This window comes from Microcystis sp. M113S1 (assembly GCF_020246945.1).
Lineage (GTDB): Bacteria > Cyanobacteriota > Cyanobacteriia > Cyanobacteriales > Microcystaceae > Microcystis.
The window spans coordinates 1-13,276 of sequence record NZ_JADBSA010000296.1; the positions used below are offsets into that span (position 1 = coordinate 1).

Below are 13,276 nucleotides of genomic sequence, written 5' to 3' on the forward strand. Positions count from 1 at the left end.
TGTAAAGGTACACAACTAACTTCGTTTAAAAAGTCTAATTCTTCTTGCTTTTTCCAATCGGTTAGCATTGAAGAAGTTTCAGTATATCCTACTCTTTCTTGTCTTTCGTACCATGCTTGTGTTCTGACATGGAGAGCTTTGTTGTAAACTAATCTTACACAGCCCAAAGTGCGCCGCAATAGCGACTCTTGTTCTGGTGTGGGGTAAAATCGGTAAGAATAGGCTTTTTCCATGTCTCACATTTTAGCATATATTTGGTAAATGTGTTAATATTTAACAGTAAAGCCGTCGTGAAACGACGGGGTTTCAGACCCAAATTTTCGATGATGCGATCATCCAAGTAAGAAGAGGCAAAAATTAGGGCTTGTCGAATATCTTCATCCTCCAGTTCCGGAAACTCTTGATGTAATTCTGCTCGATCGGGATAAGTTGCCAGTAGCTCAATCACTCGACGAACCGTAAGGCGAAGATTACGGATGCAGGGTTGCCCATTCATACGGTTTGGATTGCTCGTAATACGATCTAGTTTCATTAGAGTAATTCTATTGCTTCATAATCATTTTAACCTTTAGCGGGGGTAAGCAATGCCTGAAAGACATCCCCCACATATCCATTCTCCGTCATCATATAAACCGTCACCCATACTATCTTTATATCACGCCCAAAAGCGTGTTAGCCAGATTAGCCCACACCGCACTTTAACCCACAGCTTCAATCAATGGGCATGGTGCGTTCCCCAAAATCGATCGCTGGAGCAGTAGGAGCCACATTAGGGAACGCACCCTACAAGATCGGCGATCGCTGCGGTTAGAGCAAGCTTTAGCTGTGTGGCGACCCCAGGCGGGTTATGCTGCAGGTTTATTGCTGAAATCCTTGCTGGACAAGTCCCATCAGTGGTGGTATTTCCTCGATCATCCTCAAGTCTCTCCCGATCATAACCGAGCCGAGCGTTCTCTGCGTTTGGGAGTAACTAAGCGCAAGATAGCTGGTGGTTCTCGCTCCTTCAGTGGCTTTGTCGATACTGCCCGTTTATTGACCGTGATTCAGTCTTGTCGCGCCCAAGGCCGTTCGGTTTTAACTTTCTTCCGTCAGGCTTTGGCCTCTGTCCATCACCCCTTGAATACGGTTGTCTCTCTTATCCCCACTGCTGATTTTTCTCTCTTTGTCAACCCCTAGACCTGAATAGTTACAAAATGAGTTTTCGCTGACTTCACTTTCTCGCTTTGACGACCCCGAAAATATTAAAGTTATCCATCTGTACCTGGAAATCTTGAAAACCCGCATCAGTTGCCCATGCTTCGGTTAATTCTAGCGGTCTCAGGCGCATCACCCAAGGTTTACCTGTATGAGAATTTAATACCCTGGCAATAAACTCTAATTGGGGGTGGTAGGGTTGAATGGTAAAAATGAGCGTCCCGCCTGGTTCAAGAAGACGATATAATTGCTGGAAATGCTGACGAATTAACTCATTATCTGGTAATATTTCGTGGAGTCCCGAGACGACAATTAAATTAGGCGGTGGTAAGACCCGGTTTAAGTCGTCATCGTTAAAAGCGTCAGCTTGTTCGATAGTTGCTGATACGCCAAGGTGGAGAGCTAATTCTTGCGCTTTTTGCACATTTTCTGCCTTGTAATCTCGCAATAAAGCATTCACTGCACCACCCGAAAAATCTAGCAAAACTTCCAAGTCATAGCGGCCACCACCACAAGCAACATCGAGGAGGTTAGTTGTTACCCCTTGCTCAAAATTATCTTGGATAACTTGACGCAATACGCTTTTCAGAATTTCCCCACGTTGACGGATTCCCTGCCATCCCTGGGAGTCGAGATAAACACGGTCAATTATCTTGCCAAACCAGGTAATGCCGCTGGGACGATTGCGATAAACATACTCTAACATGACTCCTGAATCAAAGCCGTATTTCAAGCCCAGACGAATTCCGTCTGAAAGTTGCCCGATGGTTTGAAACAGCAATCTTACAAGGCTGTAGTAGATGGCTTTAGGATGCCAAATTGGCAGCGGACGACTTAGTGAATCATAGCTAGGTAAGGTTTGAGAATTCATGGTTAATTCCTTCGTTTAATCAAGAAAAATCAAGAACTTTTTTATTGCCAAGCAGAAAAATTTCCTGATGATGCCAACTCTTGTATTGACTGATTTAACAAATCCATAAAGCTTTGTTTATTGCCAGTCCAATGGAGAGGATTACCAAGCCAAACATCACAAAAGAAAGGGACTAATAAAGCTTCACCTTTGGGAAGTGTCTTGCCTAAACCATGCAAGAAAATTGGATAGATGGGGATTTCTGGATGCCGTTTCGCTAGATGGGCAATGCCACTCTTAAAGCTAGTTAAAGATTCAGGATTGCCGCGAGAGCCTTCAGGATAGATTAGCAGAATTTCTCTCCGCACTAATGCCTGAGAACAACTGTCTAGAGGATGCTCGCGAACATTCCCCATTTCGCGTCTTAAGGGAATGATACCAATAATATTTAGAGAAAACCAAGTCAGCCAGGGATTCTTTAACCAATAGTCCGCCGCCGCTACTGGACGCAATTTGTCTAATAACCTTAAGGGAAAGAGTGTCATCAATACCAGGGTATCGAGATGGCTGTTGTGGTTGGCAACAATTATCGCTGGTCCCGATTTTGGTAGCCTCTCTTTGTGACTGATTCTTAGTCCGATAATGACCAAGACAATCAGTCTAACCACGCAACCAAAAAACAACAATCGCAGTAACTTATTCAAGCTAACATCCCCCGGAAATAAAAGTAAACAGTAAAATGGAAAAATAGGGGAGCAGTATAAGTTAAACTGTCAATACGATCAAGAATACCACCGTGTCCTGGTAAGAGATTACCGCTGTCTTTAACTCCTAAGTCTCGCTTCAGAGCCGATACAGTAACATCACCAATAAAACCGGCAATTCCCAATAGTAACCCCAGCCAGAATGCGTGAGTTAAATTAAACGGAGTTAACCAAGGAGCCAAAATTACTGCCAATACTATTGTCGTTATTATCCCTCCTAGCAAGCCTTCCCAGGTTTTGTTGGGGCTAACTGTCGGTAAAACTTTATGTCTTCCCAAACTTTTTCCGCACAAGTACTGGGAAATATCATTCAGAGCCGTCAAAAATAAAAGATACAGTAACAATCCAGCACCGCCAGCTATGGGATTACCTGCGGGTGGTAGCCTTAATAAATAGGCGACGTGACTGATGCTAAATACTGTCAGCATCAATCCCCAATGTAGAGTTCCTATTGCCTTGAGAAAACCGTGTATTTCTCCTAAAATTACCATCCGCATCGGCAAGATAAGGAACATATAAACTGGGATAAATACTAAAAACATTCCGTACCACCGACTGTAAATCCAGTAATATTGTAAGATGATTGCTAAATAAGCCCAAAACAAGACGCGACGGTCTGCCCGCCGTGTCGGAATTAGAGATAAATATTCTTTCAGGGCCAGAAAACTGACAAAACCAAAAAAGATCACAGCTATTCCAGGACTGAGGATGAGAGAAGTTGAGAAAAGAAGGGTAATTGCCCACCAAGATTTGACTCGTTGCTTCAGTTCTGTATAATTTCTCTCTGGCAAAGTTAGGGAGAGAAGCTGAATTATGAGAGTCGCTAGTATTAATAGGATAAATACCCCTGCTAACCCCCAGATAACATTAATTGCTGGCTTCGTCCAAACCATGATACTCTAATTCCTTTAAGCTGCTGTAAGCCCGATTGATAATTGTCGAAAATAGCAGTAAGATTGTGGTAATCCAAATATAATCTAACCACTTTCCTGCTGTCAATCCTAATCCTAATAATAAAGCAATTATACCAAATAAAAAAGCACGATCACTTTTGCCCATTGGCCCTTGATATTGTCTTTTTCCACTCACTGTAACCCCGAGAACTCCAGTCATTTCACTGATGATTGACAGTAAGACAATTGGGACAACCAAAATACTAGAAACTCCTGGTATTAAGGCAAAGGGAAGGTAGAGGGCAGTATCAGAAATTACATCTCCTAGTTCATTTAAGATAGTACCTAACGATGTTTTCTGGTTGTAGTCTCTGGCTAACATCCCATCAATCGCATTCAGTGCAATTCGCATAAAAAGTACCAAAGGCATCAGCAACAGTAGCCAGCGCTGACAATGCCAAAGGACAATTGCTATTCCCATCAATACTGATAAGACAGCAGCAGATGTGGTAATTTGATTCGCCGTGATTCCTTGTTTCGCTAGTTGCTTGACTAGCGGACTCAATATCTTTTGAAAAGCTGGCTTTAATTGATAGATAGTAATCACGGAATTTAGATCAACTTTTATAAATTTAAAAATTTTTGTCCAGAGATATGGAACTATAAATATATCATACCAAGAGATAGGCGTAATCGCCAGAAGTTTTCCCTATATCACGACCAAAAGCGTGTTAGCCAGATTAGCCTATTGCCAAAAACCTTGTTTAACTAAATTTCTGACAATTAGGCTCATTCTAGCGATGATTCTTCGATCTGACCGCACCCATTGACAAAAATTTACAATTATTCGACCTTTAGCGATCGCTATCGGGGGATAGTTGTTTTTTGTTACAGCAGTGGGGGAGAAGGGAGCGGGTTTTTCAAGTTGGATTGGCAGTTAATCATGCTATAGTTTTGGTGCGGTTTGGTGCGGCAGTCATACGACTACCCCTGAGCCGAGCTCCATTTATATACTACCCAACCAGATAGATTTAGTCGAGCGTTTTGCATTTCTTAATCTTTTGAGTAAGTCTAGCGGTAAAGTTAGCCGGCAGTTACTTTGCGGATTTCTACCCTTCCTTCTTCAAACACTTGAACCGTGAGTTGATAGCCTTCCATTAATAACATTCCAACTAGAGGTTCCGAATCAGCTTCATCAATTGGTATGGTTAAATAATCTCCGTCCCAAATTACGACAGCTTCATAGACATTAAAAACGCATTCGCTACCATCACCAAGAATAGCACGTCCTCGTCTTTTCCATTTCAGGTTTAGCTGATCGATTAGGTCTGGTGGCAATGAAAGCCAACCATTAAAACCTGTATCAACGATCGCATCTTGCACGTAAATATTTCCTTCAGAGTCACATATCGAAAGTGAAATAATCGCCTCAAAATCCGCGTTAACGATTCCTGCGATCATACTAATCTCTTTGTACGTCCACCAAATCGGCGAACATAGCGAGAACCGACTCGAACAATCCAGATTTGAGCATCTGGGTGACGGGCTTCGAGTCTATTGCAAGCAGATATTTCACGCGCATCAATTTCAAAGTCGCCAGTTTCAAGGTCAATTGCTACAATTTTGCCCTGATTACCCAATTCGACCTGTGGGCGTATTTGCGTTTGATAAATGAGATCGCCTCGTTGGGCAAATTCTTCTTTGCTATAGCGGGGTTGACGGACTGTCATTGGCTTGACCCTGTGGCAACTTTTGCCCTCTATTTTAACCTAAACATTGGGAATCTTCGCTAACATTCCCCAACCGGACCCACCAGACTTGCCCTGAGCTACGTCGAAGGGCGGCATCGCACTTTAACCCACAGCTTCAATCAATGGGCATGGTGCGTTCCCCAAAATCGAGCGCTGGAGCAGTAGAAGTTGCATTAGGGAACGCACCCTACAAAATCGGCGATCGCACTATCATAAAAGCTAATTGGCTTTTCTCGACTTTGTGTGATAATTTTTGCTTATGGAATTGTGAAATACTTATCAGACAAGACTTTTAGCACTATTTTGCGGAAGAAACTATCAGTATAGACCTCGTTTCCACACAGAAACCAGAAGAGCCGCTAATTTTTTTAAGAAAGTCCTCTAGATATTCGTTTAAATTTTCTTTCTAGTTCATTGTTAAATGTATTCAATCCCTGTTTCATATCTTTTTCAAATTCTCGAACTGTATTATTTTTAGTATATTCAATTTGATTTTTGAGTTGCTGTGTTGTTGATAGCAATCCTCTAGAAACATCTAAAGCATTAATCGGTGTACCTACAAAATCAGCATCAAATTTTAAATCTATTAACTGTAATAGCATATAAGCTAATTGAGTCGCGCAAATTGGATCATCTGTTGCTATATATTGCCTATTACTTGAGAATTTTGGCTCACAATCACACGGACCAATAAGTCCTAAAGTAATTAGATTATCTAAATAATGGTCAAACATCGCTTTTTTTTGTAAATCATCATTATCAAAAATACGTCCGTGTATATTCATAAAATCTCGAAGTTTTTCTGCTTCATATTGACTTAAAGCATGATATTGAAGAAGGAGAACTTCTGTATCATTAATTTTTTCTAAAATTTCTAAAAGTCTTTTAGACTGGATACGATCAAAATCTTCCTCTTTTAATCCCTTTTCTAAAACCGAAGCTAAATATTCAAGCCTTTCTTGACTGGTCGCTCGGACGGACTGCAATAATACATCTTCAAAAATATCGATAAAGTCTGTTGATTGAAATTTTTGTTTTAATTCTTGCTCGGATATATTAAAGACTCTAGAGGCAAGAATATTTAGCAAAGTCTCAATTCGCTCTTGTCGTTGATTAGGAATTGCAAAATTTAGTAGTTCTACGGTTAACCCTCCTATCACTGGAATTGCACTAACCAAACCTTTAGCATAGGCTAGTGCAAATTCTTGAACATCTGTGTCTTTCATATTTTTACTGTCCTAATCTTTTTTTAGACTTTTAATTTGTCAGAGTTGCCAGATCATTATAGCAAAAATAAACTCTATGTATCTGGCATACCTGACAGGGGGACAAGAAATAAGTCTCCTTATCTAAAGACGGATCAATGACTTTATAAAAATCTTTCAATATGGTGCTAGGGTCAATTTTCATGGTTATATAGTTATAGTGATGAATACAATATTAGCATATTGTCAAAAACCTTATTTAACTAAATTTCTGACAATTTTAGGCTCATTCTAGCGATAATTCCTCTGTCTGACCGCACCCCTTGACAAAAACTTACAATATTCGACTTTTAGCGATCGCTATCGGGAGATAGTTGTTTTTTGTTACAGCAGTATGGAGCAGCCTGACTGATGGCTATATTTCCAGATTATCGCCCGCAGGAAACCAATCTTCATCGAGAATTTGTTCAAGGGAACCAATGGGAATAGCGGGGAAAGTATCGAGGGATAATTGAGAGCGATCACTGGCATTTTTTCGGGCTGAAAGATAACATTCATCGAAAATTTCGAGAATATAGGGTTTCAGACTAGGACTATCTTTAACTTCTTTGATTATTTGTCGGCGAAAGTTTCTAATTTCCCCTTTCCAGTGACCCTCATTTCTAGCTTTTTCTCCTGTCCAGTAAGTTAGTTTCAGCAAATGTACCAGCAATTGAATCAAAAGATTTTCAATTGTGCGCTTTTCACTCCTTCCCATACTTGCTAACTCCTCCAGTAAATTCTCTAAATCTACCCGCTCAAACTGTCTCGCTTGCAGTTGATTAATAGTAGTTCTAATCCAGAGATAAAAGTCTTCTTCGTACAGAGTTTTCTTATCCATAAATACTTCCTTCAACTAAATAAAATGTGGATAATCATAGAAATTAACTATATAAACTAGCCACATATTCACTATAGCCATTATAGGGCAGAGTTTCGATAATTTCCCAAGATAAATCACTTCTACTGCCGATAAATTTCTCCGTTGCTTGCGACCAACGGGGATGGGGTTTACTGGGGTTTACATTAGCCTCAAAATCGTATTCGTGAGCGTCAATTGTGTTCCAGTAGGTGGCGGGTTGTTTGGCGGTAAATTCAATTTTTACTATCGATTTTGCTCCTTTAAAACCGTATTTCCAAGGAATAACCATTCGCAAGGGTGCGCCCTGTTGTTTGGGTAAATCATGACCGAAAATTCCCACGGCAAAAAAGGCTAATTCGTTGGCCATTTCTTCAATTCTTAAACCTTCTGTATAGGGCCAAGGTAAGGCTCCTAAATGTAATCCTGGCCCTTTAGTAATTTCGGGATCATAAAAGGAGGTGAAACGGACGAATTTTGCTTCGGGTTTTGGTTCCACTGCCGCGATTAAAGCACTCATCGGAAAACCTAGCCAAGGTAAGACCATTGACCAAGCTTCCACACAACGAAAACGATAGATTCTTTCTTCGAGAGGAAAGGTTTTTTTAATAGTATCTATATCGTAGGTTTGGGGATTTTTTACCAATCCTCCCACTTCTACCGTCCAAGGATTCGTCGGTAATTTCTGCGCTTTTAACCAGATATTTTTGCCCCCTCCGAACTCATAAAAATTATTATATCTCCCCGCTACAGTTTCGGCAACTATGGGGCGATTTACCGTTAAAAACTGCGGATTTTTGCCGAACCCTTCAATTTTAGGTAATTGCAAACTTTTTTCTAAAGCTTCCGAGGAGGAGGATTTACCACAAGCAGTTAATAACAGTGAACTCCCCGCAATTCCTGCCCCGATTAACCCCTGTAAAAAGCGACGACGGTTAAAATAAACACTTTCAGAAGTAACTTCATTTTCGGAAATTTGCCAAGATTTAGCTAAACGAATTAAGACCATAATTATCCCCAATTTTATTGACAAAAAAACAGAGTTATGATAGAGGATACCACAACTCTGATTGTACAATAGTTTGTCAGTTTTGTTAAGAAATTTCGGCGAGCATCGGGGCAGTCACCAGAGGTTCCCGTCGTCCTTTTAAGACCATGGGAACTCCTCGCGAGGGAGCAAGGGTTACACCGCGGCGGCTGGGTTTTTCGGGGGTATTATTAACTAGAGTTAACTGATAATTGGCTAAAATTGTGGCGATAGCGATTTTCATCTCGTAGATAGCTAAAACTTCCCCGATACAACGACGCGCTCCACCACCAAAAGGTATATATTCGTAGGGGGTGAATTGTTTTTCTAAAAAGCGTTCTGGTTTAAAAGTATGGGAATCGGGGAAAGTTTGCTCGCGGTGGTGAGCTAGATAAATACAACCCATAAGAATTGTCCCTTTTTCTAAAGGATAACCATCTAGTTCTACCGGTTCTTCCACTACTCGCGGAAAAGTTAACATTCCCACGGGATGAATGCGTAAAGTTTCCGAACAAACCGCCGAAAGATAGGGTAATCGAGTTATGTCAATGGGGTTAGGATTCTCTCCTAAAGTGGCTATTTCTTGCAGAATTTTTGCTTTAATTTCTGGGTAGCGATGGGTCCAGTATAGCACCCAAGACATAGCAGTAGCCGTGGTTTCATGACCTGCGAATAATAAGGTCATTAATTCATCGCGCAATTCCTTATCGCTCATCGGGTTGCCTTCTTCATCCTGGGCCGACATCAGTAGTGATAAAATATCGGTGCAATTGGGGTTAGGATTAGCTTTTCTTTCGGCAATTTCTGTGTAGATAATATCATCAATTTTTTCTTGGTAACGCTGGTATTTTCCCCAGGGACTCCAGGAACCAAAATCAGCCCGCAAAATGGGGAAAAATAATAAAGAAGCCATCACCGGAGAGTTAAAAATATCGAGCATTTCAGCGAGAGTTTTTTTCAGGGTTTGATAACGTTCCCCTTGACTAATTCCAAAAACTGCCTCCATAATTACTTGTAAAGCAATCGCTGTGGTCGCTGAACGGGCCTTAAAAGGTTGATTTTCGGGCAATTCTGCCATTACTCTCAGGGTAATATCGCGGATTAAATCACCGTACAAACGCATTCTTTCCCCGTGAAAAGGTGGCAATAAAAGCTGACGGCGTTTTTTGTGGATATCTCCGTCTAACATGACGACGGAATAATCACCAATAATCGGGGCAATAATCCGATTGGCTTCCCCCGGGGCCGAGAATTGTTTACGGTCATTAGTTAAAAGCTGTTGTAGGGCCGCAGGACTACTGATAAAGATAAAATTATCTACAGTTAAACCCACTTTCGTGCTAAAAATATCGCCATGCTTGCGGGCGGCATTTTCCATAAAAGCTACGGGATTAATGATCCATTGTGCCATTTGCAGGAAGGTAGGTGCTTTGACCTTGGGGATGATTTTCATAGATTGATTGCTATATCCAATGCTAATTATTTCTAATTGTGACATTTTTTCCCCAGAGACGGCAAGGTGTAATATCAAGTAAAGAGCAAAAATTACCGGGCTGTTGGTTGTCTTATCTTCTCCCAGAGAGGGGGATTTTCTGGGAAGTTTCAGGCTTGGCTTTCTGGTCTGAACAATGATAACTAGGGTAGAATAGCTCCCAGTTCTATTTAATTCGCTTTTATAGTTTAATCTCTCTTTTATTCTCTTTTTAGGGACTTGTGATGATTATTTCCCAGTCCAGCAACTGGAAAAAGCTGGTTATTTGCCGTTATTTGCCGCTGCTAATCACCTTTAGCGGCACTTTTCTCCTGACTACTCCCCCCGCTTTTGCCCTCGAATCGAGTGCCTCCACCGGTTTTAACCCTCAAACTATTCTTTTCGATGCCTTAACTTGGGTGGATAGTTTGGGAGGCGTGGGAGCGATCGCGTTTATAATTATCTATATTCTAGCTACTGTGGCCTTTTTTCCCGGTTCAATCCTGACTTTCGGGGCTGGTGTGGTTTTTGGCGTGGTTTTAGGCTCTTTTTACGTCTTTATCGGGGCAACTATCGGCGCTACTGCCGCTTTTCTGGTGGGACGTTATCTGGCTAGGGGTTGGGTAGCGGAAAAAATTCAAGGTAATAGTAAATTTCAAGCTATCGATGAAGCTGTGGGGAGAGAAGGCTTAAAAATAGTGCTTTTAACCCGTTTATCTCCCGTATTTCCTTTTAATCTGCTCAATTATGCCTATGGTGTCACCGGGGTTTCCCTGAAAGATTATCTACTAGGTTCCGCAGGCATGATTCCGGGGACAATAATGTATGTTTATATTGGCTCTTTAGCCGGCAATCTTGCCACTATCGGGACCTCGGCACCAGCCACTAACCCAGTTTTACAATGGACTATTCGCCTGATCGGTTTTATCGCTACCGTTGCCGTCACCCTCTACGTCACGAAAATTGCCCGTCAAGCCCTGGCATCAGTTATCAGTGAATAGTCATCGGTTATCAGTCAGGGTGTGGGGAAGTGGGGAAGTAGGGTGTGGGGTGTGGGGTGTTAAGATAAACCTCTTGCATAATTAATTTTTCAGGGTTCAAAAACGGCAAAAATAAGAATTAAATTGCATAAAATCTGTAAATAGACCATTTAACTGATTATTATTCATTCTTAATTCTCCTGACTACTGACGACCGGCTACTGACTCCTAACCCTAACAACAATTTTTGATTGTTACAAGAGGTCTAATATGTTTGAAAATAGCTCTAGGGAAGTTAATGTTCTCCCCATGGACGAACATAATCAAAAATTAGTTAATTATGTTCATCCTGCCGATTGGGTCAATCCACAACCCCAAGATTGTTATGATTTAGTCGTCATTGGTGCGGGTACTGCGGGTTTAGTCGTAGCGGCTGGGGCTGCGGGTTTAGATATAGGTTTAAAAGTGGCTTTAGTGGAAAAACACCTCATGGGGGGAGATTGCCTCAATTTCGGTTGTGTTCCTTCTAAATGTCTGATTCGTTCCTCTAGAATTATCGGGGAAATTGAGCAAGCCAAAAAATTAGGAATTAATATTGGGGATACTAGGGTAGATTTTGCCAGAGTCATGACCAGAATGCGGCAAATTCGCGCCGATATTAGCCATAATGATTCGGTGCAACGTTTCCAAAAACTAGGTATCGATGTCTTCTTGGGTAGCGCTCGTTTTTTAGGACAAAATGCTGTGGAAGTGACGGGAAAAACCCTCGATTATAAAAAAGCCGTCATTGCCACTGGTGCTAGGGCTTTTCATCCCCATATCCCCGGACTAAAAGAGGCGGGATTTTATACCAATGAAACAATTTTTTCCCTAACAGAATTACCTCCTCGATTAGCTGTTATCGGTGGCGGGCCGATTGGTTGTGAATTAGCTCAAGCTTTTCAACGGTTAGGCGCGCAGGTGATTTTATTTCATAATCATTCCCATCTTTTGAATAAAGAAGACCAAGAAGCATCCGAAATTATTGAGAATACTTTGCTGCGGGAAGGAATGCAATTAATTCTCTCCTGCCAAATTGAACGGGTGACAAAAAATGAGCGGGGTAAAACCATTGAATATACTAGCAACGGTCAAGGAGCAACTATCACCGTCGATGAGATTTTAGTCGGTGCAGGCCGGGAGCCTAATCTGTCAGGATTAAATTTAGAAGCGGTGGCTGTGGAATACGATACTCGTCGGGGAGTCAAAGTTAATGATTATCTGCAAACTACTAACCCGAAAATTTATGCAGCCGGTGATATCTGTCTGGATTGGAAATTTACCCATGCTGCCGATGCAGCCGCCCGTATTGTGATTAAAAATACTCTCTTTTCTCCCTTCGGTTTCGGACGCAATAAGCTCAGTAATTTAGTTATGCCTTGGGTCACTTATACCGACCCAGAAATCGCCCATGTGGGCATGGATGAAACCCAAGCACAAGCCCGGGGATTGGCCACTAATACTATTAAAATTCCTTTGAGTATAGTCGATCGAGCTATCGCTGATGGGGAAACAGCAGGTTTTTTAAAAATTATTCACAAACAAGGTTCCGACCAAATTTTAGGAGCCACTATCGTCGCCTCCCACGCCGGTGAGATGATTTCCCAAATTACCACCGCTATGGTTGCTAAAATCGGACTGAGTAAACTCTCTAGTGTTATTCATCCCTATCCTACCCAAGCGGAAGCGATTAAAAAAGCCGCCGATGCCTATCGCCGAACTCTCTTGACTCCTAATAGTCAAAAATTCTTGGCATTGTTGACTAAATTATCGCCTTAAAATCAGTTATCAGCTATCAGCTATCAGTTATCAGTTATCAGTTAAGCTAAGACACATTTAAAGTGCTTATTCTTAAGATTAGCCGAATCTCCCCCAGTCCCTTTACTGTTGCCTCTTGCCTCTTGCCTCTTGCCTCGTCTGGCCTAAGCAATTTAAATTACGAACAGCTTATCAGAGTTGCGTTTTCTTTTCACTGGTTACTGGTTACTGATAACTGAAAATACTCCCCAACTCCCACTCTCCAATAACTAGGGTTTGCGGCAAAAAGTTTGTTGGTGGGGGTAGGGTGTGGGGTGTAGGGTTTTACCGATTTTCAGGTGGTCAATTACCTAATTTTCAGGGAAAAAGTCCCGGAATTTTCCCCCCAATCACTCCAATCGCTGGCACTTTTTGATTGACAAAAAGTCTAAAAGTCTTATCGAACA

Annotated in this window: 14 protein-coding genes and 1 pseudogene; 3 read left to right on the forward strand and 12 right to left on the reverse strand. The window is 41.5% G+C overall.

Annotated features, from left to right (window positions below; all coding sequences use genetic code 11):
- Together IM319_RS14960 and IM319_RS22600 are read right to left on the reverse strand one after the other, a co-directional pair.
- The coding region (locus IM319_RS14960) for a helix-turn-helix domain-containing protein (RefSeq protein WP_287736078.1) at positions 1 to 233 on the reverse strand (233 nt) is incomplete at its 3' end.
- 86 nt (positions 234 to 319) lie between these two features.
- Positions 320 to 532: pseudogene (locus IM319_RS22600) on the reverse strand (DUF433 domain-containing protein); the annotation flags it as partial.
- A 293-nt stretch (positions 533 to 825) separates the two neighbouring features.
- Between IM319_RS22600 and IM319_RS14970 the strand changes: the two are divergent.
- The gene (locus IM319_RS14970; RefSeq protein WP_002796839.1) at positions 826 to 1,176 is read left to right on the forward strand and encodes an IS66 family transposase; all 351 of its coding nucleotides are present in this window, start codon (positions 826 to 828) and stop codon (positions 1,174 to 1,176) included.
- Between the two features lie 34 nt (positions 1,177 to 1,210).
- Here the strand turns inward: IM319_RS14970 and IM319_RS14975 are convergent, their stop codons facing one another.
- From IM319_RS14975 to IM319_RS15020, 10 genes are all read right to left on the reverse strand, one after another.
- Positions 1,211 to 2,065: a class I SAM-dependent methyltransferase family protein gene (locus tag IM319_RS14975; protein ID WP_002768795.1), complete on the reverse strand. Its 855-nt coding sequence runs from the start codon at positions 2,063 to 2,065 to the stop codon at positions 1,211 to 1,213.
- 41 nt (positions 2,066 to 2,106) lie between these two features.
- The gene (locus tag IM319_RS14980; protein WP_012265433.1) at positions 2,107 to 2,748 is read right to left on the reverse strand and encodes a lysophospholipid acyltransferase family protein; all 642 of its coding nucleotides are present in this window, start codon (positions 2,746 to 2,748) and stop codon (positions 2,107 to 2,109) included.
- Complete coding sequence (locus IM319_RS14985) at positions 2,745 to 3,701, reverse strand: phosphatidate cytidylyltransferase (protein ID WP_286825951.1); 957 nt, start codon at positions 3,699 to 3,701, stop codon at positions 2,745 to 2,747. Before IM319_RS14985 ends, IM319_RS14980 begins: the two co-directional genes overlap by 4 nt.
- The gene (locus IM319_RS14990) at positions 3,676 to 4,308 is read right to left on the reverse strand and encodes a CDP-alcohol phosphatidyltransferase family protein (RefSeq protein ID WP_002768800.1); all 633 of its coding nucleotides are present in this window, start codon (positions 4,306 to 4,308) and stop codon (positions 3,676 to 3,678) included. The genes IM319_RS14985 and IM319_RS14990 overlap by 26 nt, the downstream gene beginning before the upstream one ends.
- 476 nt (positions 4,309 to 4,784) lie before the next feature.
- Positions 4,785 to 5,162, reverse strand: coding sequence for a clan AA aspartic protease (locus tag IM319_RS14995; protein WP_287736081.1), 378 nt, complete (start codon positions 5,160 to 5,162; stop codon positions 4,785 to 4,787).
- Positions 5,159 to 5,431 carry a hypothetical protein gene (locus IM319_RS15000; protein WP_002757090.1) on the reverse strand — a complete coding sequence of 91 codons (273 nt, stop codon included), beginning with the start codon at positions 5,429 to 5,431 and terminating at the stop codon, positions 5,159 to 5,161. The genes IM319_RS14995 and IM319_RS15000 overlap by 4 nt, the downstream gene beginning before the upstream one ends.
- A 389-nt stretch (positions 5,432 to 5,820) precedes the next feature.
- Entirely contained in the window at positions 5,821 to 6,678 is an 858-nt protein-coding gene (locus IM319_RS15005; RefSeq protein ID WP_287736082.1) for a hypothetical protein, read from the reverse strand.
- A 394-nt stretch (positions 6,679 to 7,072) separates the two neighbouring features.
- Complete coding sequence (locus IM319_RS15010) at positions 7,073 to 7,537, reverse strand: DUF29 domain-containing protein (RefSeq protein ID WP_287736084.1); 465 nt, start codon at positions 7,535 to 7,537, stop codon at positions 7,073 to 7,075.
- A 43-nt stretch (positions 7,538 to 7,580) separates the two neighbouring features.
- On the reverse strand, positions 7,581 to 8,564 hold the full coding sequence (msrP, locus tag IM319_RS15015; protein ID WP_287736086.1) for a protein-methionine-sulfoxide reductase catalytic subunit MsrP: 984 nt from the start codon (positions 8,562 to 8,564) through the stop codon (positions 7,581 to 7,583).
- A gap of 85 nt (positions 8,565 to 8,649) precedes the next feature.
- Positions 8,650 to 10,035 (reverse strand): cytochrome P450, encoded by a 1,386-nt coding sequence (locus IM319_RS15020; protein ID WP_287736089.1) that lies wholly within the window; start codon positions 10,033 to 10,035, stop codon positions 8,650 to 8,652.
- Between the two features lie 263 nt (positions 10,036 to 10,298).
- On the opposite strand from IM319_RS15020, the gene IM319_RS15025 reads away from it, so the two are divergent.
- Complete coding sequence (locus tag IM319_RS15025; RefSeq protein WP_287736090.1) at positions 10,299 to 11,054, forward strand: TVP38/TMEM64 family protein; 756 nt, start codon at positions 10,299 to 10,301, stop codon at positions 11,052 to 11,054.
- A gap of 249 nt (positions 11,055 to 11,303) precedes the next feature.
- Positions 11,304 to 12,851 carry a mercuric reductase gene (locus tag IM319_RS15030; protein WP_287736088.1) on the forward strand — a complete coding sequence of 516 codons (1,548 nt, stop codon included), beginning with the start codon at positions 11,304 to 11,306 and terminating at the stop codon, positions 12,849 to 12,851.
- Positions 12,852 to 13,276: the final 425 nt, after the last annotated feature.

Excerpts from the sequence above, each read along its gene's own strand:
- IM319_RS15020 (WP_287736089.1), bottom strand. The coding sequence starts at position 10,035 with ATGAAAATCATCCCCAAGGTCAAAGCACCTACCTTCCTGCAAATGGCA.
- msrP (WP_287736086.1), bottom strand. The coding sequence starts at position 8,564 with ATGGTCTTAATTCGTTTAGCTAAATCTTGGCAAATTTCCGAAAATGAA.
- IM319_RS15000 (WP_002757090.1), bottom strand. The coding sequence starts at position 5,431 with ATGACAGTCCGTCAACCCCGCTATAGCAAAGAAGAATTTGCCCAACGA.
- IM319_RS14975 (WP_002768795.1), bottom strand. The coding sequence starts at position 2,065 with ATGAATTCTCAAACCTTACCTAGCTATGATTCACTAAGTCGTCCGCTG.
- IM319_RS14995 (WP_287736081.1), bottom strand. The coding sequence starts at position 5,162 with ATGATCGCAGGAATCGTTAACGCGGATTTTGAGGCGATTATTTCACTT.
- IM319_RS15010 (WP_287736084.1), bottom strand. The coding sequence starts at position 7,537 with ATGGATAAGAAAACTCTGTACGAAGAAGACTTTTATCTCTGGATTAGA.
- IM319_RS15030 (WP_287736088.1), top strand. The coding sequence starts at position 11,304 with ATGTTTGAAAATAGCTCTAGGGAAGTTAATGTTCTCCCCATGGACGAA.
- IM319_RS15025 (WP_287736090.1), top strand. The coding sequence starts at position 10,299 with ATGATTATTTCCCAGTCCAGCAACTGGAAAAAGCTGGTTATTTGCCGT.
- IM319_RS15005 (WP_287736082.1), bottom strand. The coding sequence starts at position 6,678 with ATGAAAGACACAGATGTTCAAGAATTTGCACTAGCCTATGCTAAAGGT.
- IM319_RS14985 (WP_286825951.1), bottom strand. The coding sequence starts at position 3,701 with ATGGTTTGGACGAAGCCAGCAATTAATGTTATCTGGGGGTTAGCAGGG.